This window comes from Klebsiella sp. 141153, assembly GCF_032601995.1.
GTDB classification, from domain to species: Bacteria; Pseudomonadota; Gammaproteobacteria; order Enterobacterales; family Enterobacteriaceae; genus Klebsiella; species Klebsiella aerogenes.
In genome coordinates this window covers 1-22,134 of record NZ_JAQIRJ010000018.1, presented here as the reverse complement: position 1 = coordinate 22,134, position 22,134 = coordinate 1, and the positions used below count along the sequence as shown (strand labels likewise).

Below are 22,134 nucleotides of genomic sequence, written 5' to 3'. Positions count from 1 at the left end.
CAAAACGAGAAGTTACGGTTTCAGGGCGTAGCGCAGCTGATGTTCACGGCGCGACTGTATTCGTTTCTGCCGGGCCTCATCCCAGCGATAAAAACCTTGCCCGCTACGGGCGCCGGTATCGCCTTGCGCGACCTTGTCGGCGACCAGCGACATCATGTCGCTGCCCGTGGCCAGTTCCGGCAGCAGGTGCTGGCAGATATCCTGGACGGTCGCCAGACCGGTCATATCGGCGGCTTCCAGCGGGCCGACCATCGCGTAACGGCGGCCGAGCGAGGCGCGCATCACTTTGTCGACCACTTCCGGCGAAGCGATGCCGCTCTTGACGATATGCAGCGCTTCGCGCAGCAGGGCGAACTGTAGTCGGTTGCCGACGAACCCCGGCGCGGCGCGGTTGAGCACTACCGCTTCCAGCGAGCAGGAGGATAAAAAGTCGCTGACCTGGTTGGCGAGATGCGGCAGGGTAGCGCTACCCGGCACCACTTCCACCAGCGGGATAAAATGCGGCGGATGCCAGAAGTGGGCGATTAACAAGCGCTCCGGATGCCGCATACCCTGCGCCAGCCGATCCGGCGGTAGTCCGCTGGTGTTGCTGGCGATGATAGCTTCGTCGGCGATCAGCGTTTCCAGTTCCCGGTATAAGGCGTGCTTGAGCGCCAGACGCTCCGGAATCGCTTCGATCAGCAAGCTGGCGTCAGCAAGATCGCCTAATGCCGTGGTGCCGGAGAGGCGCGAGAGCACCGACGCACGCTGAGCGGCGTCAAACTGCTCGCACTCTTCAAGCTCGCGCAAAATGGCGGCGGCGACGTTCTCGATCTCGCTAATGCGCGCCGGGTCGGTGTCGTAGAGGCGTACGGCGTGGCCGTGGCGGGCAAAATGGCAGGCGATGCCGACGCCCATCAGGCCGGCGCCCAGTACCGCCAGTTGTGGTGTAAACATAGTGGCTCCTGTTAACGTTCGATGGTCATCGCGATACCCTGACCGCCGCCGACGCAAAGCGTCGCCAGGCCTTTGCTGACATCGCGGCGCTGCATTTCGTGCAGCAGACTAACCAGAATGCGACATCCTGAGGCGCCAATCGGGTGGCCGAGCGCGATAGCGCCGCCATTGACGTTGACCTTCTGGTTGTCCCACTCCAGCAATTTACCGACTGCCAGCGCCTGTACGGCAAAGGCCTCGTTGGCTTCGATGAGATCCACCTCATCCAGCGCCCACCCGGCGCGCTGCAGCGCCTTCCGGCAAGCGCTTACCGGGCCGATACCCATCACGGACGGATCGACGCCGGCCACCGCAGAGCTGACTATTCGCGCCAGCACCGGCAAGCCAAGCTGCCGCGCTTTATCGACGCTCATCAATAAGACTGCCGCCGCGCCATCGTTGAGCGAAGAGGCATTGCCCGCGGTGACGCTACCATTTTCCGTGCGGAAGGCCGGGCGCAACTGCGCCAGCTGTTGTTCGCTGGTTTCCGGGCGCGGCTGTTCGTCTGCGTCCACCCTGCGCGGCGCTTTTTTACCCTGAGGGACGCTAAGCGGCACTATCTCAGCCTGAAAGCGTCCGGCGGCTATCGCGGCGGCGGCTTTGCGCTGCGAAAGGGCGGCGAAGGCATCCTGCTGGGGGCGGGAGATGTCAAAGGCGTCGGCAAGGTTCTCGGCGGTGATGCCCATGTGATAGTCGTTAAACGCATCCCATAATCCGTCCTGAATCATGCTGTCCTGCATGCTGGCATGGCCGAAGCGCAGGCCATCGCGCGCGCCCTGAACCAGATACGGGGCATTGCTCATGCTCTCCTGGCCGCCGGCGATAACGATCTCCGCCTCGCCGCTGCGAATGGCCTGTACTGCCTGTTGCACGGCTTTCAGCCCGGAACCGCAAACCAGATTGACGGTAACGGCCGGGGTTTCAACCGGTAGCCCGGCGCGCAGCGCGGTTTGTCGCGCCGGATTCTGTCCACAGCCGGCGGTTAATACCTGACCAAAAATCAGTTCGTCAACGGCGCTGGCCGGTAGCTGTGTGCGTTCAAGCAGACCACGCACTACGGCGGCGCCAAGCTCGACGGCGGAAAGGGAAGATAAGGCGCCGCGAAAACTGCCGATTGGCGTACGTAGCGCGCAGACGATAGCGACTTCTTTCATATTGCCTCCTTAGTTGAAGCGCATTTCGCGGACGTCATCGGCAATGACCAACCGTCCAGCCGTTTTACGGGCAATTTCGTCAATGCTGACGCCGGGAGCGTATTCGCGCAGAACAAAGGCGCCGTCGCTAATTTCCAGCAGCGCGAGATCGGTCAGTACCCGGCGAATACAGCCCGCGCCGGTGAGCGGCAGGGTGCACTGCGCCAGCAGTTTGGATTCGCCGTTTTTCGAAGCGTGCGTCATCACCACGATGATGTTTTGCGCGCCGGCCACCAGATCCATGGCGCCGCCCATGCCTTTCACCATTTTCCCGGGGATCATCCACGAGGCGATATTGCCCGCGACATCGACCTCAAAAGCGCCCAGAACCGTGAGATCGACGTGGCCGCCGCGGATCATGGCGAAGGACTGGGCGGAGTCAAAGATAGCCGCCCCGGTTTGTGCGGTAACGGTCTGCTTGCCGGCGTTAATCATGTCGGCATCAATCGTTGACTCATCGGGAAATTCGCCCATCCCCAACAGGCCGTTTTCCGACTGCAGCATCACTTCAATACCGGCGGGAATATAGTTAGCGACCAGCGTGGGAATGCCGATACCGAGATTGACATAATCGCCGTCGCGCAGTTCCTGGGCGACGCGCATCGCCATTTGTTCGCGAGTTAACATGTTCAGTTCCCTCCGGCGCGCAGCGTGCGCTGTTCAATACGTTTTTCGAATTGCCCGACGATCAGCCGGTCGACATAAATACCGGGCGTGTGGATGGCGGAAGGAGGGAGTTCGCCTGGCGCGACGATTTCTTCGACTTCCACTACCGTGATCCGCCCGGCGGTGGCCATCAACGGGTTAAAATTCTGCGCGGTATGGCGGTAGACCACGTTACCGTACCAGTCGGCTTTCCAGCCCTTAACAAGGGCGAAATCGCCGCGAATGGCCTCTTCGAGAATGTAATTTTTACCGTCGAACTGACGCACTTCTTTGCCTTGCGCCACCGGCGTGCCGTAACCGGTCGCGGTATAGAATCCGGGGATCCCGGCGCCGCCGGCGCGAATTTTCTCGGCAAGCGTCCCTTGCGGCGTCAGCTCCACGGCGAGTTCGCCGCTTAGTACCAGCTGTTCGAAGAGGGCGTTTTCGCCCACGTAGGAAGCCACGACTTTGCGCACCTGGCGCGTTTCCAGCAGCATGCCGAGACCAAAGCCATCGACGCCGCAGTTATTAGAAACTACCGTCAGGCCCTGTACCTGGCGGCGTTTGACCTCGGCAATTAAGTTTTCCGGAATGCCGCACAGGCCGAAGCCGCCGGCCAGTAACGTCATGCCATCGGTTAATCCGTCCAGCGCCGCTTCATAGCTGGCGACGCGCTTATCCAGTCCTGCCATCATTTTTCTCCTGCCTTGCGATGGCTCTATCATTAAGGGCGCCGACTGATTTGATAATTTTGAATTTGTGACCCACTCATTTGGATTTTTTATTAATTTATCGTTAACTAAATTCTTTCAATTAGTTAACAGGTGGAAAAATGAGAATGAGTGTCAAACAGTTACGCGCGTTTCTAGCGGTAGCTCACACTCTCAATTTCGCTCACGCCAGCGAGCGCCTGAACCTGTCGCAGCCGGCGCTGAGTTTGACCATCAAGGGGCTGGAAGAGGCGCTTGGCGGCGCGTTGCTGCAGCGCAGCACCCGCAAAGTGACCTTAACCCAGGAGGGAGAGACCTTTCTGCCGATGGCCCGCCAGCTGCTGGCGGACTGGGACAATGCCGAAGAGGCGATGCGGCAAAGTTTCACCCTGCAGCGGGGAAAGATCTCCGTCGCCGCGATGCCGTCGTTTGCCGCTAACGTGCTACCGGAAGTGCTTAAAGCCTTTCGCGACCGCTATGCGGGAGTCAACGTGACGGTGCATGACGTGATTAATGAGCAGGTGATTGAGATGGTGCGCGAAGGCCGGGTGGAGATGGGGATCGCGTTTGAGCCATCGCCCGGCAACAATTTGTTGTTTACGCCGCTGGCGGTGGATCGCTTTGTGGCGATCGTACCGAAAACGTCGCCTTTAGCGAGTAAAAAGCAGTTAAGCTGGCGTGAACTGCTGACGCTGGATTTCATTACCCTGCAGCGACCGTCGGCGGTGCGTTTGATGCTGGAAGAAGAGCTGGCGCGCAGCGGCAGCCAGTTGGACGTGGCGCTGGAAAGTCATCAGTTGGTCACCGTCGGGCGGATGGTCGCCAGCGGTCTGGGCGGCAGCGCGGTGCCCGCGTTATGCCAGTCGCAGATGCAGTCGCTGGGAGCGGTTTGTCTGCCATTAAGCGATCCGCCGATTGAAAAGTGTATTGGCGTTATTCACGCCGGACATATGCAGTTGTCGAAAGCGGCGCAGGCGCTGCTGGAAACGCTGAAGGGTTTTCTGCCCGCTTAGGTCGTTCACAGATAAAAAAAACCGGCCTGGTTAGCCGGTTTAATCATCAGATTTTGCAGGCATCGCCGCAATCATCATCGGCAACAATCGCCTGTGCTTTTTTGTCCGCTTCGTCCAGGCGTTCAGCGTTACGTTCTTCCGCTTCTTCCAGGCCGCTAAACACCAGGTTGTCGAGATCAATTTCCATGAGTTACCCACTTTGCTACTTTTTTGACTGTCGGCAGAGTATAGGTCAAAACAATGGAAGGTTGCACCCCGCGCCCGAAGCTATCGCACAGAGCGTTAATCGTCAGCTTGTTTTTGGTAGCGGAGTGGGGGGTATTAGTCAATAACCGCTATTATTCATAGTTGACATTATTCATTTATTATATGAAAGCATAAAATGATAATTTTCGGATTGTTTCTTAAATGAAATGACAACGAACCAGTAAATAACGATTGACCCGTTTCAGATATGGTAATATGGCCGCGATTATGGATGAGTCTATGGACCTTGATCAATGGTATCGATAACAGCATCTGCCATCAAAGAATGGCGGAGAAATAATAAAGTCATTTGTCACGTAAAACTTAAATATAAAAAGGTATTGCGAAAATGTCGCGAAATACCTTTAACAGGAGGTAAGTACAAGGAATATCAACGGCTTTGCCAGACATACACATGTGCAAAATTGACCAGTGCGACGCCGGGGCTGGTACATTTTGAAGATAAGCCTTTTAAGGCATATTTAAATAAGCGAATGTCGAAAAGAGCTAAACTGAATATTGCCCATGGCGCTTTGAATTTTATTGAAAAAAGCTTTCAGGCGGAAATATTACCGCAGTTGTATAATGTATCGTCGTTCGGTTGCTCGATGATTACCATCCCGTTGAAGAATGGAACCAGCCTGGAAGTGAAACTTCTGGCCTCGCCGTTCCAGGAAGAGGGGGAACTGATGCTGCAGATGTTCTTTGAAAATAAACGCGTATATAGCGTCTGTTTTTCCTGCACGGATCAAGGAAGCGCGTGGATTGGCGGTATTCAGGGCGGTAAAGACATTAGCAACGATGAAGTGAAGGCGTTGACCAAAGAGCTCTACGGCACGCGGCCAAAAAACCTGATTATCACCTTGCTGTACGGGTTATTGCGCCACTTTAATATCCGTGAGATCTACGCCATCGACAGCGACTACCATGTGAAGAGCGACAAGGTGAAAGCCAGTTACTCAGAGTTGTGGTTAGAAATCGGCGGCGAGAAGCAGCGGCGCGGTTGGTACAAATTACCTTCACAAGAGATTAAAAAAAGTCTTGAAGAGGTGAAAAGTAAACATCGCAGCCAGTTCATTAAACGTGAGAGTTTAAAAGAGCAGGCGCAGTTGGATCTGATCGCTGCATTACGGCAGATTAGCGTCGGTGACAACACCAACCAACCATAATACTGGATTGCCGATTCGCCGGGGGCGGCGGGTCGGCAAGCCATGATTGATGCCATCTTCTTCCTTGCGGCCCCGTCTAACACCACTCTCCTTTACAACCTGCTCATCTATCAAATCCAGTTTATAAATTAAAAAATTTTAAACATTTTATGCGGTTAAATTTTACATAAAATTTACATGTCCATATACTTTCTTACGTTCTTCGCCCTGATTTGGGGCGTCCAACCAACAGGTTAACTGCGCTGTACGGCATCGCTTATCGATCGGCGCTTTAAAATAAATGCTTTGGTTATATCGACATATGTCGAATGGGATGAAATATGGACGAACAAAAAGGTCATGGTCGAAGGATCTTCTTCACCATATACCGATTGCTTTTTGTGTTACTGAGTTTTGGCATTGGGATTTTCTTAACTATCTGGGGGGGCAAGCTGCTCTCGCTCGGCGGCAGCGCCTGGTATCTGTTAGCCGGTCTCGCTTATCTCATCATCGCCGTCGGTTACTTCACTCGTAGTCGATACGCGCTTCCTCTTGCTGTGATGACCTTTTTGTTGACTCTGGTCTGGGCTCTGTACGAAGTGCAGCTCAGCTACTGGGGCTTGATCCCTCGTCTGGTGGTTCCTGCGCTGATGCTGATGCTGGCCCTGTGGCTGGCGGCGGCGATGCCGGTGGCCCGCGTGCGTCTGGCGAACTGGAGCGCGACGGTTATCTTTATTGCGCTGCTGGCGACGCTGGTTTCGGCGTTCTACCCGCACGGCGGCATCCATAATGGCGTCGTGAAAGCGGCGAATGGCAACAGCGCGACGCAGGCGGCAAAAAGCGATAACTGGGAGTTCTTCGGCCGCGATGCCTCCGGCACCCGTTTTGCGCCGTATACAGATATTACCCCGGAAAACGTTCATAAGCTGAAAGTTGCCTGGACCTACCACACAGGCCGCCGCCTGACCGGCCCGGCCATTGGCGTTGACGAAAATACGCCGCTGCAAATTGGCGATACGCTGTATTCCTGTACGCCGCTTAACGTGGTGACCGCCATTGATGCCGATACCGGCAAGGCGCGCTGGCGCTTTGACCCGCACGCGCAGACAGCGGAACATGTGACCTGCCGCGGCGTGGGTTACTATGATGTGCAGAGCGACGATACGCTCAGCGCGGAAGAAAAAGCGAGCCCGGCGCTGCAACAGTGTCCGCAGCGGATCATGGTATCGACCGTGGATGCGCGCCTGCTGGCGCTGAATGCAAAAACCGGCGAACTGTGCGATGACTTCGGCGACCACGGCAGCGTGGATCTGAAGCAGGGCATGGGCGACACCGAAAACAGCAAACGCTACCATCCGACTTCAACGCCGGTGATCATGGGGCATATTGCGGTGCTGGGCGGCTGGGTACGCGATATCGTACACGGCGAGCCATCCGGGGTCGTACGCGCTTTTGACGTACGCGATGGTAAAGTCGTCTGGGCCTGGGATGTCGGCAAGCCGGAAAATATCACCGACCCGGAAAAAGGCCGCGTTTATACGCTCGAAACCCCGAACGTGTGGACCATTCCCGGCTTTGATAAAGAGCTGAATCTGGTTTATCTGCCGACCGGTAACGGGCCGCCGGACTACTGGGGCGGCGATCGGAATGAAGCGAAAGAGAAATATGGCTCCGCGGTGGTGGCGGTGGATGCCAGTACCGGTAAAACAAAATGGGTTTTCCAGACCGTTCACCACGATATCTGGGATTACGACCTGCCATCGCAGCCGGTACTGTTCCACATGAAAAACGAGCAGGGCGAGGACGTCCCGGTTCTGATCCAGACCACCAAAACCGGACAGATTTACGTGCTCGACCGCCGCACCGGCAAACCGGTGACCCGCGTCGAAGAACTGCCGGTCGCTCATCAGGGAGCGGAGGGCGAACATCTGTCTGCCACCCAGCCGTTCTCTACCGGCATGCCGCAGTTAGGCGTCGAGCCGCTGAGCGAAAAATCAATGTGGGGCGTGACGCCGTTCGACCAACTAATGTGCCGTATCGATTTTAAAGAGTCGACCTACCTTGGCATGTATACGCCGCCGTCAGAGAAACCGTATATCGAGTGGCCAAGCCTGCTCGGCGGCATGAACTGGGGCGGCATCACCATCGATGAACGTACCGGCACGCTGTTCGTCAACGATATGCGTATGCCGTTGCGGATGTCGCTGGTGCGCAAAGAAGAGATGGCGAAATACAAAGTCTCCACCGACGAAGTCCCTGGCTTTATGGGCACCGTTCGCCCGCAAGTTGCCGGGCCTTACGGCGGCGTACGTATCGACATCCTGCAGTCCGCGCTGGGCGTGCCCTGTAATACCCCGCCGTTTGGTACCATGAGCGCTATTGACCTGAACAACCGTCAGCTCTTGTGGCAGGTGCCGATGGGCTCGGTAGAAGATACCGGGCCGCTGGGGATGAAAACCCATCTGCATATCCCGTTGGGAATGCCGACGCTGGGCGGCCCAACCTCCACCGCCTCGGGCCTGGTGTTCTTCGCCGGTACCCAGGATAACTATCTGCGGGCGCTGGATTCCGCCAGCGGTAAAGAGCTGTGGCGCGCTCGCTTGCCGGTTGGCGCGGTAGCGGCGCCGCTGGTCTACAAATCGCCGAAAACCGGCAAAGAGTACGTGCTGATTTCCGCCGGCGGTGCCAGCCACTCGCCGGACGTCGGTGACGATATCATCGCCTACGCGCTGGAGGACTAACCTCCTTACACGAAACAGGTCCCGGAAACGGGACCTGTTACTGGCTGACAGCCCGCGTGTTGCAGGGGTCAATCCTGGACTTTTACTATCTGAACATCGCTTTGCGCAATACGCTGCCCTGCGGCATTGACGTAGGCCAGAGACACCGGCGCACCGCTGGTTTTATCTACTAACTGGATATGCGGCGACGTATGCAAGAGTTGCTGATGCCCCCATTCCATCAGGGCAAAAAGAACCGGCGCCAGGCTGCGGCTCTTTTCGGTCAGCGTATATTCATAACGCTCACGCGCCCCCGCTTCGCGATAGGGAAGTTTACGTAGTAGCCCCACATCAACCATCAATTTTAAACGCTGAGTTAACGTCTGTTTGCTCATTCCGGTATGAGCGCGAATCGTTTCGAAACGCGTCACGCCGTAAAACGCCTCTCTTAAAATCAATAAAATCCATTGATCGCCAACAATTTTAGCGCTTTCCGCCAGGCCGCAAAGTTCCGCGGGCAGGTAAGGGGATGAATTATCTTTTGACATGATTTAGGTTATCTCCTAACCTGAGTTTGAAATATAGACTCAGTTAATCAGGAGAATACTGTGCCTTTTGTTAATGTGCAAACGATTAAAGGGATCATGACCGCTGAACAGAAGAATGAACTGCTGCGTCGCATGACTGACCTCATGGTGGAAATTGAAGGCCGGGGCGATCCGCAATTCCGTCAGTCCGTCTGGATCCGCATTGATGAACACGAGCCGGAACAGTGGAGTCTCGGAGGAATACAGCCGACAGCGGAGATGATAGCGGCAAAATTTGCCGCTAAACGATGATCTTATTGCCGTTATTGTTATGCGATAACCACGCGCGATTCAGCCTCAATTTCATGACAGGCGACCTGGTGCCCCGGCGCGATTTCGCGCAGACGCGGCGGTTCGCGACGGCAACGTTCGTTTGCCTGCGGGCAGCGGGATGAAAAGCGGCAGCCGGCAGGCGGTCGGGAAGGGTCGGGAATTTCCCCCTGAACGACCGCCAGCGGCTCGCTATCAGGATCCAGCGTGGGGACTGCGGCCAGCAGCGCCTGGGTATAGGGATGAAGAGGGCGGCTAAACAGCGCATCGCGGCTGGCCGTTTCCACCAGTTGACCGAGGTACATCACCGCCACGTCGTCGCACAGATGCTCCACTACCCCGAGGTCATGTGAGATGAATAGAAAAGTGACGCCACGTTCGTCGCGCAGGTCGGCAAACAGATTGATAATCTGCGCCTGAATCGACACATCGAGTGCGGAAATGGGTTCATCGGCGACGATAAAGTCCGGATTAAGAATCAGCGCGCGGGCGATGCCGATGCGCTGCCGCTGACCACCGGAAAATTCATGCGGAAAACGGTGGTAATGCTGAGGCGCCAGCCCGCATATTTTCATCACCGCAATGACTTTCTCATAGAGTTCAGCGCGCGTGCACAGTTTATGCTGCAGCATCGCCTCGCCAATCGCCTCGCCGATGCGGATGCGTGGATTCAGTGAACTATAGGGGTCCTGAAATACCAGCTGAATTTTTGGCCGTAAAGCCTGCATTGCTGCCGCTGACAGTTCGGATAACTCCTGACCGCGGAATTTAATGCTGCCGGCGGTTTTTTCATACAATCCAAGCAAGGTGCGGCCAACGGTGGTTTTACCGCTACCGGATTCTCCGACGAGGCCGAAAATCGTTCCCGGACGGATATTAAAACTGACGTCATCGACCGCGCGCAGTTCCCCGGTCTGCTGGCCGAACAGGCCGTCGCGCAGCGGAAAATACTTTTTCAAGCCATTAACTTCAATGATATAGGGCTGATTCATGCCACCGACTCCGTGAATTCACTATAAAAACAGGCCGCCTGGTGAGAGGGCCCCAAAAGTGGTGGTGTATCCTGGCGGCAGCGCGCGGTTGCCTGTTGGCAGCGATCGGCAAACGCGCAGCCCGCAGGCAGTTGCGCGAGGTCCGGTACCTGGCCGGGAATGGAGTACAGCCGCCGGCGGCGTGCGCCCGGCACCGGGCGAGAGGCGATAAGACCGCGGGTATAGGGATGCTGCGGCTGGCGCAGTACCTCGGCGGTGGTTCCCTGTTCGACGATCCGCCCGGCATACATCACCACTACCCGTTCGGCCATCTGTGCGATCACTCCCAGATCGTGGGTGATCAGCAGCAGAGCCATCTGGTTTTCGCGCGCGCGGTCGCGCAGCAGTCGCAGGATCTGCGCCTGTACGGTGACATCCAGCGCGGTTGTCGGTTCATCCGCTATTAATAATTTTGGCCGGCAGCTCAGCGCCATGGCGATCATTACCCGCTGTAGCATGCCGCCGGAAAGCTGGTGTGGATAGTTCGCCATCAGGCTTTCGCTGCGCGCCAGTCCCACCTCGTTTAACAGTTGTATTGCGCGCTGCCAGGCGGCTTGCGGCGAGTCACCGCGATGACGTATTAGCGGCTCGCAGAGCTGTTCGCCTATGGTCAGTACCGGGTTGAGCGCCGACATCGGCTCCTGGAAGATCATCGCCAACTGGTTGCCGCGCAGGTCGGCCATGTGACGGGCTTTCAGCTTGAGCAGATCGCGTCCTTCGAAATGGATCTCGCCGCCGTCAATGCGAGCGGCCTGGGGAGGCAGCAGGCCCATTAACGACATGGCGGTCACGCTTTTGCCGCAGCCGGACTCACCGACGATACCTACCGTTTGCCCGGCCTGAATCGAAAAAGAGACCTCCTGTACCGCGCGCACCCGGCTACCTTCAGCAGCGAAAGAGACAGAAAGTTGCTTAAAAGAAATTAATGGCGTGCTCATTTCAGCCTCTGTTTCATTTTCGGGTCCATTGCGTCGCGCAGGCCGTCGCCCAGCACATTAATAGCAATCACAGTAATAAAGATGGCAATCCCGGGAGGCATCCATAGCCACGGTCGCCGCTGAAAATCAATCAGGCTGTTAGCAGCATCCATCATGTTGCCCCACGATGGTGTCGGCGGTACCACGCCGAGGCCGAGATAGCTCAGCGCCGATTCGCTCAGAATGGCGTTAGCGACCGCCATTGTCGCCATCACCACCAGAATCGGGATGGTATTGGGCAGCAGGTGACCGAACAGCCGGCGACGCGCCGAGAGTCCCAGTACCTGCGTCGCCAGCATAAAATCGCGCTCGCGTAGCGACAGGCACTGCCCGCGCACCAGCCGCGCCAGCTTCGGCCACTCCAGCAGGCTGAGCATAATTACGACCATCCAGATGCGGGAATCCGGCGAAAAGTCGAGCTCGGAGAGCATCGCGCCGGCGACGATTAATAATGGCAGGCCGGGTATCGTCATCACCAGATCGGCTAGCCGCATGATCAGTTTATCGGTGAGCCCGCCGACATAGCCCGACAGCGCTCCCAGCAGGTAGCCCAGCGTTACCGATAGCAGCATAGTCAACAGGCCGATTATCAGTGAAATGCGCCCGGCCAGCAGTAAACGCGTATAGATATCGCGGCCAAGAAAATCGGTACCTAACCAGTGTTCGGCGCCGGGTGGTTTGTTGATCATCAGCGCATCGGTGGCGTCATCTTTCCACGGCGACCACATCGGCCCGAGCGCGCACCACAGGGCCATCACCGCAAGCAGGATTAAACACAGCATCGCCATTCGGTTGCGGCGCAGTTGGCGCCACGCCTGATGCCATGGAGAGGGAGTTATTTGCGCGAGCGCGGGGATTGTCGCCTGGCGCAGGCGGCGACGGTGGCCAAACAGGGAAGTTATCATCATTACCTCACTCGAATGCGCGGATCGGCCCACGCGTAGAGCACATCGGCCAGTAAATTACCGATGATCGTCAGCACCGCCAGAAACAGGGTAAACCCCATCAATACCGGATAGTCGCGAGCGGCCAGCGAATCGATATGAATGTGTCCGGCCCCCGGCCAGTTAAATACTTTTTCGGTAATGATGGCGCCAGAGAACAATCCCGGCAGTTCAAAGCCAAGCAGGGTGATGACCGGCAGTAGCGCATTGCGCAGCGCGTGTTTCATGATAACCGTGCGTTCTCGCAGCCCTTTAGCACGGGCGGTACGAATGAAATCCATCTTCACCACGTCGAGCATGCTGGCGCGAAAATAGCGCGTCAGGCTACCGGCCTGCAGCATCACCAGCGCCAGTACCGGCAGTACCAGATGGGCGGCGACCTGCAGCACATACTGCCAGCCGCTATCGTCGCTGCCGGTATTGGTCATCCCGCCTACCGGCAGCCAGTGAAGGTCGACGGCAAACCACTTAATTAGCAGCAGGCAGAGGAAAAAGGTGGGAAAGGACATCGCGGCGAACACCGCGATACTCACCAGATGATCAAACCAGGAATTAGGTCTGAGCGCGGAGACCACGCCAACCGTCAGGCCGATACCCCAGTAGAAAACCAGCGCCACGCTCGCCAGCAGGAAGGAGTTCCAGATGTACTGGTTCAGTAACTGGCTGACCGGAATTTGGTATTGCAGCGAGAAGCCTAAATCCCCGCGCAGCAGTTGCCCCAGCCAGTGAAGGTAGCGGGTGAAAAGCGGCTGGTCGAGGCCGTATATCGCCTTCAGTTCGGCGGCGCGGGCGGCCGTCAAGGTGATATTGCCATCGATAAAGTCGCCGGGGGTTTTGGCAAAGAGCATAAAAATGATAAAGGAGGCCAGCAGCAGCATCGGCAGCGTTTGCAATAAGCGCCTCAGGATGAAATTTTTCATAACATTCTCACATCAGCCGCCGGGGGGGCCGGCGGCTGGGGGATTTACTTCACGATTTTCACGTCCGGCAAACTGCCGGTGAGGCCGTTATAGATATCCGGCTTAAAGCCGGTCACGCGGGCGCTGCTGGCGGAAAGAATCTCCCGGTATCCAAGCAAGATAACCGGCGGATCCTCGGCCAGCACCTGGTACAGCTGGTGATAGATAGGCTTGCGTTGTTCGACATCCAGCACCGCGTTACCCGCATTGATAAGCTTATCGACTTCAGCATTGTGGTAGCCCGACTCTTTGGCTTCGCTGCTGTAGAAGTCCCACACGCCGTCATGCGGATCGTTGAGGGTGCTGGTGCTAAACGACGCCAGATCGTAATTACCTGCTTTGCGCTGCGCCATCAGCGCGTTGAAATCAACCACCTGCGGTTTCAGCAGCACGCCGATCTGTCGCCAGTTCTCTTTGGCAATCGGGATCAGCGCATCGTTAATGACTTTTTTGCTCGCCAGCAGGGTCAGCTCCAGCCGTTTACCGTCTTTCACGCGGATGCCATCGGCGCCAGGCAGCCAGCCCGCTTCATCGAGCAGTTTTTTCGCCTGCGCCGGATCGTAATGATAGGGGTTGACGCCCTGCGCGTTGAAAGCCCAGGAAATAGGCGCGATCGGTTCAATGGCTACCTTGCCGTATCCCTGATACACCACGTCGATTAACTTCTGGCGGTCAAGCCCGTAAATCAGCGCCTGACGCACTTTTTTATCCTGTAGTGCCGGGCGATGGACGTTGAACTCCACCTGGCTGTAGTCGCTGGAACCGTAGAGGTTGATATTGGCAAAACCGAGCATCTTAAGCTGCTCAATATCATCCGGACGCGAGGTGAAGGCGTCGTAGTCGGTTTCGCCGGTCTGGAATAACTGGAAATTGGTGGACGGATTGGTCACGCGATAGATAAAGCGTGGCGTTGGCGGCGTACCGCGGTAAAAATGCGTGTTGGCGTGGAAGCGAATCTCCTGACCGGGAATATATTTATCGTAGACATACGGGCCGTTACCCAGCGGTTTTCCGTGCAGAGAACGCAGATAATCCAGATTTCCGCGTTGATACCCTTTGCCGTACCAGGCTTTCGATAATACCGGACCGCCGATTTTCGCCAGCGTCGTCGCGCCCGGCTGAGTGGTGGTAACCTGCAGGGTCAGCGGATCGATAACTTTCAGGCCACTCACGCTATCGGCTTTGCCGGCTTTATATTCTGCGCCGCCGGCGATATTGGCCAGAGTAATATCGGTGTCGCCGTCATATTTCGGGTCGAGCAGAACGGTCAGCGTAAAGGCGACATCCTCCGCGGTGAGTGGCGATCCGTCGCTGAAGGTCAGGTTAGGGCGTAATTTGATGGTATAGACTTTGTTATCCGCGCTCACCGTCCAGCTCTCAGCCAGCCCCGGCACCAGCTTACCCTGACTGTCCCAGTCAATCAGGCGCGAGAAAATAACGTTGGTGACGTTCTCATCCCAACCGTTGACGAAGAAGTAAGGGTTAAAGATCCCCTGCGGTTCAGAAATGCCGGCCACCACCGTGTCTTTACGCAGTTTGGCGCTTGCCGGGATCTGGCTGGCATCGGTTGCGGGAGTGATCCCTTCTTTAAGGATATCGTCGGCGTTGGCGACAGAAGAAAATGCCACCATGCTACCGAGTAGCGCCACTTTCAGCGCCAGCGCGAAGCGCGTTTGTCTGGTTTTTAATCCTTGCCGTAATCTGGACAAAAGTGCTACCTCATCAAATGATTGCGTTGTTATTTACAATTCATGACGAAGATAAGAGGCGCGCTGAATACTGTCTAACAACGAAACGCTATGGTTTATAGCCATTTCGCATTAGTAAAAAACCGGCAATATAATGCCGGTTTTCGGGGAAGTCATAGTGGATTGTTCTTTATGCCGCGGCAGCTAATCGCGGGCCTCAACCGGCAGCCACAGAGTCTGCGGATTGGCGAAATAATATTCAACTTCGGCATAAAAACGGCTGGCGTGCAGGCCATCCACAAAAGCGTGATTAAATCGGCCGGCAACCGGAATGATGCCATTTTTCAGTTTCCCCCACGTCAGGGCGGGCACCGCCGCGCCAACGTAGTATTCCGCATGGGTCATGGCGCTGAAGTGCAGCCACGGCAGGCAACTGGCGCAAAAGAAATTTTCTTCTTCCACAATAAGCGGTGAGGGATTGGTGCTTCTTGCGGCCTCAATGCGCGGCGTTGCGGCGGCGCTAAACGCGGGGAAATCAGCGGCGTTATCGCACCATACCTGACGAAAACCTTCGCTGGCCGTCATGATCGGCGTCATCACCGAGATGGCGTCATATTCGATGATATCGTCGTTGCGCAGGCGCTGTTTTAGCTGCGGTACGGCGTTGGCCGCGCGCAACAGGCCGAATAATGCCAGTTGGAAGAAGGAGACGCCGTGGTCCTTCGCGCAGGTATACAACTGTTGCGCTTCGACCGGTACGCACAGATTGAAGCTGGGATTGGCAAAGGTACGGTAGAACGTAAAATGATCCAGGCGAGGCCAGCTCGCTTTATCAATGACGCGATAATGTGCCACGGTTGACTCCTTCATGTGGGTTTCCCTTACTATGCGACGATTTCCACCAGGTTACCATCCGGGTCTTTGATAACCGCCTCATAATAGCCATCACCGGTGGTGCGCGGGGCAGAGACTAAAATTCCCGCCATTTCAGCGCGTTTGGCTAACGCATTAACCTGATCCACGCCGCCGACGGCGATCGCCAGATGCGCCCACCCCGTATGGTTGTTATCGCGGGGCGAGTCCTGTAAGCCGGGTTTGGCCATTAACTCAATTGCCAGGTCAGAGCCAATTTTTACAAAGTAGGATTCAAAACCAGGATTGGTTTTACTGTGGTATTTTTCGTTGATTTCACCGGCAAAAAACTCCACCCAAAAGCGTGCTTGTTGCTCAAGATGGCGGGTCCAGAGGGCGATATGGGCAACTTTCATAATTTACCTCGGAAGGGTTCGGGTTGACAGCATGCGCATGAGTGAATGATTATGCTCTTTGCTGCTCGTTATGTTTATTTAAAGGAGTTATTGTGCTCGATTATGCTGCTTTCCCTCAGCAACGACAAGCGCTGATTTGTCAGATCCTGCAGGAGGACGGTAGGGTCGTCTGCGCCGATTTGGCCCAGCGCTTACAGGTCTCTGAACATACTATTCGCCGCGATCTTCATGAGTTGAGCAAAGAAGGATATTGTAAGAAAGTCTACGGCGGCGCGGTGATGACCCTGCCGGAATCCATGGAGTACAGCGAACGTAAAGAGAAAAACAGGGCAACAAAGAGCAGGATCGCACAGAAGTGCGCACAGCTAGTGAAACCGGGCGGCTGTATTTTTATTGATACCGGCACCACCAATCTGGCAATGGCGGAAGCGCTACCGGGCGAGCTGGCCTTAACCGTGGTCACCAATTCTCCGGAAATCGCGGCGGTTCTGCTTAAAAAACCGCTTTACGAGGTTGTGATGCTCGGAGGTCTGGTGCAACGCGCGGCTGGCGGTTGTGTCGGCGCATCGGCGGTGGCCCAGGTGCAGGGGATCCTCTTTGACCAGGGGTTTATTGGCGGCTGCGCGATGGCTCCGGAGTCAGGTTTAACCGGCTTTGATCACGCCGATTGTGAATTTAAGAAAGCGGTTATCAAACAGTGCAGTGAGATTATCGTTGGCTTAACCTCAGATAAAATCCCCGCCGTCGCGCGTTTTGTGGTAGCTGAAAGCAGCGCCATTGACGTGCTGGTGGTGGAGGAAAACATTAGCCGTAAATACCGGGATGCTTTCCGTGAACACGAGATCCGTATCTATACCGTCTAGTACAGGGGCAAATTATTAATTTGAGAAAACCGGGCTATCACTTTGATAAAAATGGCGGCGAAATGTTTCTGCCCTGCGGGCCGCGGCCTTAGTAGCGCTATTTTCTCCGCACTTTAGCCGTATTTTGCGCGGCGACTCACAAAAACGAAGCTTACGCAGCACCTCATTGATTTCTGGCACAAATCTTGGATTTGTTATCGGTGAAGTGGCTTTTCCCATGGGTTATGGATAGCGCGACGTTTAGCGAACCCGGGATTGCCCGCAACGGATAATCATTGAGGGGACTGTTATGTGTGCTTCACCTTCAGCGCCGCTACGGCGCGTGGATGGACTGGCGAAAGTCAAAGGAACGGCCGTTTATGGCGACGATATTACCTTACCGGGCATGCTGTATGGCGTTTGCCGCTTTGCGGATATACCCGCCGGGAAAATCGAGGCGATAGATCTTAGCGAGGCGCTGAATGTTGCAGGCGTAGTAAAAATCGCCACCTGGCAGGATATCCCCGGTACACCGGTCGTGGGGATCATCGTCAAAGATTATCTGCCTATCGTCAAAGACGAGGTGGTCTTCCACGGCGATGTCGTCGCCGTGGTGGCGGCAACCAGTTATGAAGCCGCCTGCGAAGCGGCGGATAAAATACATGTGCGCTATACGCCTTATGAGCCGCTAACGGACGTAGAAGCCGCGCTGGCGGCGGACGCCCGGCGAATTCACCCGGAGCGCAGCGATAATATCGCCGCCCATCACCACACCGTTAAGGGCGACATCGCCAAAGGCTTTGCCGAAGCCAGTCACGTGATTGAACGTGAATATGAAGTGGGCTTCCAGGAACACGCCTACATCGAACCGGAAGTCGTACTGACCTGGCTTGATCCTACCGATGGTAGCCTGATTATCTCCGGCTCCATTCAGAACCCGCACCGCGTACGCAGCTTCGTGGCTAAGTTTATGGGCTGTCCGCAAAGCCAGATTAACGTCAAACGCGCGGTGATGGGCGGCTCGTTCGGCGGGAAAGACGACATCATCGATCATCTGGCCTGCCGTTCCGCATTGATGACGCGGCTTACCGGTCGTCCGGTTAAATTTACCTACACCCGCGAGCAGTCCATTATCGAAAGCTGTAAGCGCCACCCTTATAAAATGAAGTATCGCGCCGGGGTGGACGACAACGGGCGTATTCTGTCGATCAAAATCGATATTCTTGCCGATAGCGGCGGTTATGCGGCGTCTTCCCCGTTCGTCACCTGGCGTTCTTCGGTGCAGGCGGCGGGGCCGTACAATATTGATAACGTCCATATCGACGTCAAAGCCGTCTATACCAACAACAGCTATACCTCGGCGATGCGTGGTTTCGGTTCACCACAGGTGGTTTACGCCAACGAATCCTTTATGGATGAAATTGCCGAAGTGCTCAATCTCTCGCCGGTGGCGGTGCGTGAAGTGAATGCGCTGCGTCAGGGAGATACCTCGGTCACCGGGCAGCGGTTTGATAAACACACCGTCTCGGCGACTGAAGTCCTGAGTAAGGCGGTGAATGCCTCGGAATTTGCGGCAAAACGCCAGCACTATCGTGAATTGAACCAAAAAGGCGGCGTTTATCGATATGGTATTGGCCTGGCGCTGAGCTATCGCGGCTGTTCCATTGGCGCGGAAGGGGTTGATACTTCGACGGCGCTTATCCAGGTCAATGAAGACGGTAGCGTCAATCTGGCGACATCGGTATCGGAAAACGGTCAGGGTCTGCAAACCGCGATGTCGCTAATCGCCGCGGAAGCCTTTGGTATTCCTCTTTCTGAACTGCATTTTATGGAGCCGCCGACCTCGGTTATCGGCGACGGCGGATCGACGGCGGCGACCCGCGGGACAATGGTCGGCGGCGGGGCGATTCTTGACGCCGCCGACAAGATAAAACGCCGTATTCTTAGCGTCGTCGGCGACAGCATCGGCACCCGCGAGTTGGCAGAAACCCTGTGGCAGGACGGCTTTATCATCAACGCCCAGGACAGTGAACGGCGTATTGACTTCAAAACCGCGGTTAATAAGACCAAATGGGCCAGCGTCAGCCTGACCGAGTACGGCTGGTTTGTGCCGCCGCCCATTCATTGGGATGAAGAAAAAGGCTGCGGCAGCCCGTACTTTACCTGGGTCTACGGCTGCCAGGTGGCGGAGGTACGGGTGAATACCAGCACCGGTAAAACCGATTTGCTGCATGTTACCGCCGCCCATGACGTGGGTCGGGTACTCAACCCGGTGGGTTTTGAAGGCCAGGTTTACGGTGGGGTGGCGCAGGGTTTCGGCTATGCGCTGCTGGAAGACTTCAACATTGAAAACGGCCGGGTCAAATCGGAAAACTTCGACAGCTACCTGCTACCGACGATGAAAGATATTCCGCCGATGACGATTATCGGCGTAGAAAACCCGGATATCGCCGGGCCTCTGGGGGCGAAGGGGATCGGCGAGCCGGCCACTGAACTCGCGGCGGCGGCTATCAACAACGCGGTAAGTTTCGCCCTCGAGACGCGGTTTAATAAATTACCGCTGACCCTTGAACAGGTGATCCTCGGCTACAACCTGAAAAAGCCGGTTCGCCAAAGCGAAATGATGCTGGAGGCGGAAAACAAGAAGCAGGTGCTGCGTCTCACTGACGTGGAAGTGACTCGCGCGAAAAGCCTGCAGGAGGCGTTAGCCCTGCTGGCGCAAGAGGGCGTGACGGCTATCGCCGGCGGTACCGATGTAATTGTGCAGGGGCGTCTGCAAACCCGCGCGATGCGGCTGGTTGATATTTCCCGTCTGCCGGAGTTGACGCAGGTGAGCGAAGATCCGGTCAGCCATGAGGTCATCATTGGCGGAGCGATGACCTTTAACCGTATTACCGATCATCCGCTGTTGCGCGAACGTTACCCGCTGCTGGTGCAGGCCTGTCATACCGTCGGTTCGCACCAGATCCGCAACCGCGCCACCATCGGCGGCAATATCGTCAACGCCGCGCCCTGCGGCGATTCCATTCCGCCTGCCATCCTCTATGACGCGCGCATCGAACTGCGCTCGCTAAATGGCGCACGCACCCTCGGTCTGGCCGAGTTCTTGCTGTCTGGCTACAAGACCCAGCGCCAGCCGGATGAACTGCTGACCAAAGTGATACTGCCGCCGCCGGCGCGCCCGCAGGCGAAAGGGTTTTATCACCAGTTAGGGCGGCGCAACGCCCTCAACATCACCCGTCAGAGCCTGAGCGCGTTACTGGACTTTGCTGATGATGGCACGGTGAGCTACTGCCGGCTGGTGGACGGCGCGCTGTTCAGTAAGCCGCAGCGGCTGCTCGATATTGAGCGCTGTCTGCTGGGGAAACCACTGAACAACGACACCATCGATAGCGCCTGCGAAGTGCTGGATAAGCTTATCTATGCGGCCATCGGCAAGCGCTGGTCGGCGGCATATAAGCAGCCGGTGTTCGTCAATATGTTCCGCGACATGATGGCCGAGGCGCAACGGGCCTCAGGGATTTAATGATTCAATCAGGGCGCCAGAGCGCCCTGTACAGGATAAAGCTATGAGCACAATTAAAGTGAAGGTAAACGGCAAGCTGGTGGAAGCAAAAGTAGAAGGCAATATGCGCCTATTGGATCTGGTGCGGGATACATTGCATCTTACCGCCACCAAAGAGGGATGTTCGATTGGCGAATGCGGCGCCTGCACGGTGCTGATGGACGGTAGCGCCGTTTGTTCTTGTCTGGTACTGGCCGAACAGTGTGATGAAGCGGAGATCGAGACCCTGGAAGGGTTAAACGATAATCCGATTACGCAAAAATTACAGGATGCGTTTATTGAGAAGGGCGGCGTGCAGTGCGGGTTCTGTACGCCGGGAGTATTGGTCAGCGCCACCGAGTTGTTAACCAAAGAGCCGCACCCGGACGAAGCGCAAATAAAGGATGTATTAGAAGGCAATATGTGCCGCTGTACCGGCTATCAGCCGATTATTGACTCCATTCAACACGCGATTAAATCGTGATCTTGTACCGGGGCTGCTGTTTTGTGCGATTTGGTGGCCGGATAAGGCGCCACCGGGGGAGAATTCCCGGATAGCGGCGCATAGCGTTTTATCCGGGCTACGGTTTGATATTCGTTGGTAGCCCCGGTAAGCGTAAGCGCCACCGGGGGAGAATTCCCGGATAGCGGCGCATGGCGCCTTATCCGGGTTACGGTTCGGTAGTCGTCGGTATCCCCGGTAAGCGTAAGCGCCACCGGGGAGGATTCCCGGATAGCGGCGCATAGCGCCTTATCCGGGCTACGGTTCGGTAGTCGGTTGGTAGCCCCGGTAAGCGTAAGCGCCACCGGGGAGGATTCCCAGATAGCGGCGCATAGCGCCTTATCCGGGCTACGGTTCGGTATTCGGTTGGTAGCCCCGGTAAGCGTAAGCGCCACCGGGGAGGATTCCCGGATAGCGGCGCACAGCGCCTTATCCGGGCTACGGTTCGGTATTCGGTTAGTAGCCCCGGTAAGCGTAAGCGCCACCGGGGAGGATTCCCGGATAGCGGCGCATGGCGCCTTATCCGGGCTACGGTTCGGTAGTCGGTTGGTAGCCCCGGTAAGCGTAAGCGCCACCGGGGAGGGGTCCCGGATAGCGGCGCATAGCGCCTTATCCGGGCTACGGTTCGGTATTCGGTTGGTAGCCCCGGTAAGCGTAAGCGCTACCGGGGAGGGTTCCCGGATAGCGGCGCACAGCGCCTTATCCGGGCTACGGTTCGGTAGTCGGTCGGTAGCCCCGGTAAGCGTAAGCGCCACCGGGGAGGGTTGGTATGGCCGTCGAACCTTAACCCATCGCGCTTTCGCGCAGGCGGGCTTTCAGCTTGTTGTACTCATCGATCACGTACTGCTCCGCCGCGCGCTGATCGGCAATCC

At 56.4% G+C, this 22,134-nt stretch carries 21 protein-coding genes and 1 pseudogene; 7 read left to right on the top strand and 15 right to left on the bottom strand.

Annotated elements, in window-relative coordinates:
• Positions 1-12: 12 nt before the first annotated feature.
• The 4 genes from PGS10_RS24240 to PGS10_RS24225 are packed head-to-tail and all read right to left on the bottom strand — an operon-like array spanning position 13 to position 3,505.
• The gene (locus PGS10_RS24240) at positions 13-936 is read right to left on the bottom strand and encodes a 3-hydroxyacyl-CoA dehydrogenase family protein (protein WP_316423601.1); all 924 of its coding nucleotides are present in this window, start codon (positions 934-936) and stop codon (positions 13-15) included.
• An 11-nt stretch (positions 937-947) separates the two neighbouring features.
• Positions 948-2,129 carry an acetyl-CoA C-acetyltransferase gene (locus PGS10_RS24235; protein WP_316423600.1) on the bottom strand — a complete coding sequence of 394 codons (1,182 nt, stop codon included), beginning with the start codon at positions 2,127-2,129 and terminating at the stop codon, positions 948-950.
• 9 nt (positions 2,130-2,138) lie between these two features.
• Positions 2,139-2,795 carry a CoA transferase subunit B gene (locus PGS10_RS24230; RefSeq protein WP_047046538.1) on the bottom strand — a complete coding sequence of 219 codons (657 nt, stop codon included), beginning with the start codon at positions 2,793-2,795 and terminating at the stop codon, positions 2,139-2,141.
• Positions 2,796-2,797: 2 nt separating this feature from the next.
• Entirely contained in the window at positions 2,798-3,505 is a 708-nt protein-coding gene (locus PGS10_RS24225) for a CoA transferase subunit A (RefSeq protein ID WP_047046533.1), read from the bottom strand.
• Between the two features lie 140 nt (positions 3,506-3,645).
• On the opposite strand from PGS10_RS24225, the gene PGS10_RS24220 reads away from it, so the two are divergent.
• A complete protein-coding gene (locus PGS10_RS24220) occupies positions 3,646-4,536 on the top strand; it encodes a LysR family transcriptional regulator (RefSeq protein ID WP_020079025.1) in 891 nt (296 codons plus the stop codon).
• Between the two features lie 46 nt (positions 4,537-4,582).
• On the opposite strand, the gene PGS10_RS24215 is transcribed toward PGS10_RS24220, so the two are convergent.
• Entirely contained in the window at positions 4,583-4,723 is a 141-nt protein-coding gene (locus tag PGS10_RS24215; protein WP_015705194.1) for a hypothetical protein, read from the bottom strand.
• A 313-nt stretch (positions 4,724-5,036) separates the two neighbouring features.
• On the opposite strand from PGS10_RS24215, the gene PGS10_RS24210 reads away from it, so the two are divergent.
• Together PGS10_RS24210 and PGS10_RS24205 are read left to right on the top strand one after the other, a co-directional pair.
• Positions 5,037-5,951 carry a DUF535 family protein gene (locus PGS10_RS24210; protein ID WP_047078444.1) on the top strand — a complete coding sequence of 305 codons (915 nt, stop codon included), beginning with the start codon at positions 5,037-5,039 and terminating at the stop codon, positions 5,949-5,951.
• Positions 5,952-6,271: 320 nt separating this feature from the next.
• A complete protein-coding gene (locus PGS10_RS24205; protein ID WP_316423598.1) occupies positions 6,272-8,671 on the top strand; it encodes a membrane-bound PQQ-dependent dehydrogenase, glucose/quinate/shikimate family in 2,400 nt (799 codons plus the stop codon).
• A gap of 68 nt (positions 8,672-8,739) precedes the next feature.
• On the opposite strand, the gene PGS10_RS24200 is transcribed toward PGS10_RS24205, so the two are convergent.
• On the bottom strand, positions 8,740-9,198 hold the full coding sequence (locus PGS10_RS24200; RefSeq protein WP_047046525.1) for a winged helix-turn-helix transcriptional regulator: 459 nt from the start codon (positions 9,196-9,198) through the stop codon (positions 8,740-8,742).
• 60 nt (positions 9,199-9,258) lie between these two features.
• Between PGS10_RS24200 and PGS10_RS24195 the strand changes: the two genes are divergently transcribed.
• Positions 9,259-9,489: a tautomerase family protein gene (locus tag PGS10_RS24195; protein WP_045397673.1), complete on the top strand. Its 231-nt coding sequence runs from the start codon at positions 9,259-9,261 to the stop codon at positions 9,487-9,489.
• A 17-nt stretch (positions 9,490-9,506) separates the two neighbouring features.
• Here the strand turns inward: PGS10_RS24195 and PGS10_RS24190 are convergent, their stop codons facing one another.
• From PGS10_RS24190 to PGS10_RS24160, 7 genes are all read right to left on the bottom strand, one after another.
• Positions 9,507-10,499, bottom strand: coding sequence for an ABC transporter ATP-binding protein (locus tag PGS10_RS24190; RefSeq protein WP_045397671.1), 993 nt, complete (start codon positions 10,497-10,499; stop codon positions 9,507-9,509).
• Positions 10,496-11,476 carry an ABC transporter ATP-binding protein gene (locus PGS10_RS24185; RefSeq protein WP_047046519.1) on the bottom strand — a complete coding sequence of 327 codons (981 nt, stop codon included), beginning with the start codon at positions 11,474-11,476 and terminating at the stop codon, positions 10,496-10,498. The genes PGS10_RS24190 and PGS10_RS24185 overlap by 4 nt, the downstream gene beginning before the upstream one ends.
• Entirely contained in the window at positions 11,473-12,420 is a 948-nt protein-coding gene (gene opp4C, locus PGS10_RS24180) for an oligopeptide ABC transporter permease (RefSeq protein WP_045397668.1), read from the bottom strand. The genes PGS10_RS24185 and opp4C overlap by 4 nt, the downstream gene beginning before the upstream one ends.
• 2 nt (positions 12,421-12,422) lie before the next feature.
• Complete coding sequence (locus PGS10_RS24175; RefSeq protein ID WP_015705201.1) at positions 12,423-13,379, bottom strand: ABC transporter permease; 957 nt, start codon at positions 13,377-13,379, stop codon at positions 12,423-12,425.
• Between the two features lie 44 nt (positions 13,380-13,423).
• Positions 13,424-15,127: an ABC transporter substrate-binding protein gene (locus tag PGS10_RS24170; protein ID WP_308958422.1), complete on the bottom strand. Its 1,704-nt coding sequence runs from the start codon at positions 15,125-15,127 to the stop codon at positions 13,424-13,426.
• A gap of 183 nt (positions 15,128-15,310) precedes the next feature.
• Entirely contained in the window at positions 15,311-15,961 is a 651-nt protein-coding gene (locus PGS10_RS24165; protein ID WP_316423597.1) for a CatA-like O-acetyltransferase, family 1, read from the bottom strand.
• A 29-nt stretch (positions 15,962-15,990) separates the two neighbouring features.
• Positions 15,991-16,374, bottom strand: coding sequence for a VOC family protein (locus PGS10_RS24160; RefSeq protein ID WP_316423596.1), 384 nt, complete (start codon positions 16,372-16,374; stop codon positions 15,991-15,993).
• Between the two features lie 92 nt (positions 16,375-16,466).
• Between PGS10_RS24160 and PGS10_RS24155 the strand changes: the two genes are divergently transcribed.
• The 3 genes from PGS10_RS24155 (at position 16,467) to PGS10_RS24145 (ending at position 21,244) form a co-directional block, all read left to right on the top strand.
• Positions 16,467-17,237: a DeoR/GlpR family DNA-binding transcription regulator gene (locus tag PGS10_RS24155; RefSeq protein ID WP_045397662.1), complete on the top strand. Its 771-nt coding sequence runs from the start codon at positions 16,467-16,469 to the stop codon at positions 17,235-17,237.
• 289 nt (positions 17,238-17,526) lie between these two features.
• Positions 17,527-20,742: a molybdopterin cofactor-binding domain-containing protein gene (locus PGS10_RS24150; protein ID WP_316423595.1), complete on the top strand. Its 3,216-nt coding sequence runs from the start codon at positions 17,527-17,529 to the stop codon at positions 20,740-20,742.
• Between the two features lie 43 nt (positions 20,743-20,785).
• Positions 20,786-21,244 (top strand): (2Fe-2S)-binding protein, encoded by a 459-nt coding sequence (locus PGS10_RS24145; RefSeq protein ID WP_063414385.1) that lies wholly within the window; start codon positions 20,786-20,788, stop codon positions 21,242-21,244.
• On the opposite strand, the gene PGS10_RS24140 is transcribed toward PGS10_RS24145, so the two are convergent.
• A complete protein-coding gene (locus PGS10_RS24140; protein WP_316423594.1) occupies positions 21,223-22,017 on the bottom strand; it encodes a hypothetical protein in 795 nt (264 codons plus the stop codon). The genes PGS10_RS24145 and PGS10_RS24140 overlap by 22 nt on opposite strands.
• 28 nt (positions 22,018-22,045) lie before the next feature.
• Positions 22,046-22,134, bottom strand: a pseudogene (locus PGS10_RS25160) (formate dehydrogenase); the annotation flags it as partial.

What these genes read in the sequence shown, in the direction of transcription:
- PGS10_RS24240 (WP_316423601.1), bottom strand. Translation starts at nt 936, where the DNA reads ATGTTTACACCACAACTGGCGGTACTGGGCGCCGGCCTGATGGGCGTC.
- PGS10_RS24235 (WP_316423600.1), bottom strand. Translation starts at nt 2,129, where the DNA reads ATGAAAGAAGTCGCTATCGTCTGCGCGCTACGTACGCCAATCGGCAGT.
- PGS10_RS24230 (WP_047046538.1), bottom strand. Translation starts at nt 2,795, where the DNA reads ATGTTAACTCGCGAACAAATGGCGATGCGCGTCGCCCAGGAACTGCGC.
- PGS10_RS24225 (WP_047046533.1), bottom strand. Translation starts at nt 3,505, where the DNA reads ATGGCAGGACTGGATAAGCGCGTCGCCAGCTATGAAGCGGCGCTGGAC.
- PGS10_RS24220 (WP_020079025.1), top strand. Translation starts at nt 3,646, where the DNA reads ATGAGAATGAGTGTCAAACAGTTACGCGCGTTTCTAGCGGTAGCTCAC.
- PGS10_RS24215 (WP_015705194.1), bottom strand. Translation starts at nt 4,723, where the DNA reads ATGGAAATTGATCTCGACAACCTGGTGTTTAGCGGCCTGGAAGAAGCG.
- PGS10_RS24210 (WP_047078444.1), top strand. Translation starts at nt 5,037, where the DNA reads ATGGTATCGATAACAGCATCTGCCATCAAAGAATGGCGGAGAAATAAT.
- PGS10_RS24205 (WP_316423598.1), top strand. Translation starts at nt 6,272, where the DNA reads ATGGACGAACAAAAAGGTCATGGTCGAAGGATCTTCTTCACCATATAC.
- PGS10_RS24200 (WP_047046525.1), bottom strand. Translation starts at nt 9,198, where the DNA reads ATGTCAAAAGATAATTCATCCCCTTACCTGCCCGCGGAACTTTGCGGC.
- PGS10_RS24190 (WP_045397671.1), bottom strand. Translation starts at nt 10,499, where the DNA reads ATGAATCAGCCCTATATCATTGAAGTTAATGGCTTGAAAAAGTATTTT.
- PGS10_RS24185 (WP_047046519.1), bottom strand. Translation starts at nt 11,476, where the DNA reads ATGAGCACGCCATTAATTTCTTTTAAGCAACTTTCTGTCTCTTTCGCT.
- opp4C (WP_045397668.1), bottom strand. Translation starts at nt 12,420, where the DNA reads ATGATAACTTCCCTGTTTGGCCACCGTCGCCGCCTGCGCCAGGCGACA.
- PGS10_RS24175 (WP_015705201.1), bottom strand. Translation starts at nt 13,379, where the DNA reads ATGAAAAATTTCATCCTGAGGCGCTTATTGCAAACGCTGCCGATGCTG.
- PGS10_RS24160 (WP_316423596.1), bottom strand. Translation starts at nt 16,374, where the DNA reads ATGAAAGTTGCCCATATCGCCCTCTGGACCCGCCATCTTGAGCAACAA.
- PGS10_RS24150 (WP_316423595.1), top strand. Translation starts at nt 17,527, where the DNA reads ATGTGTGCTTCACCTTCAGCGCCGCTACGGCGCGTGGATGGACTGGCG.
- PGS10_RS24145 (WP_063414385.1), top strand. Translation starts at nt 20,786, where the DNA reads ATGAGCACAATTAAAGTGAAGGTAAACGGCAAGCTGGTGGAAGCAAAA.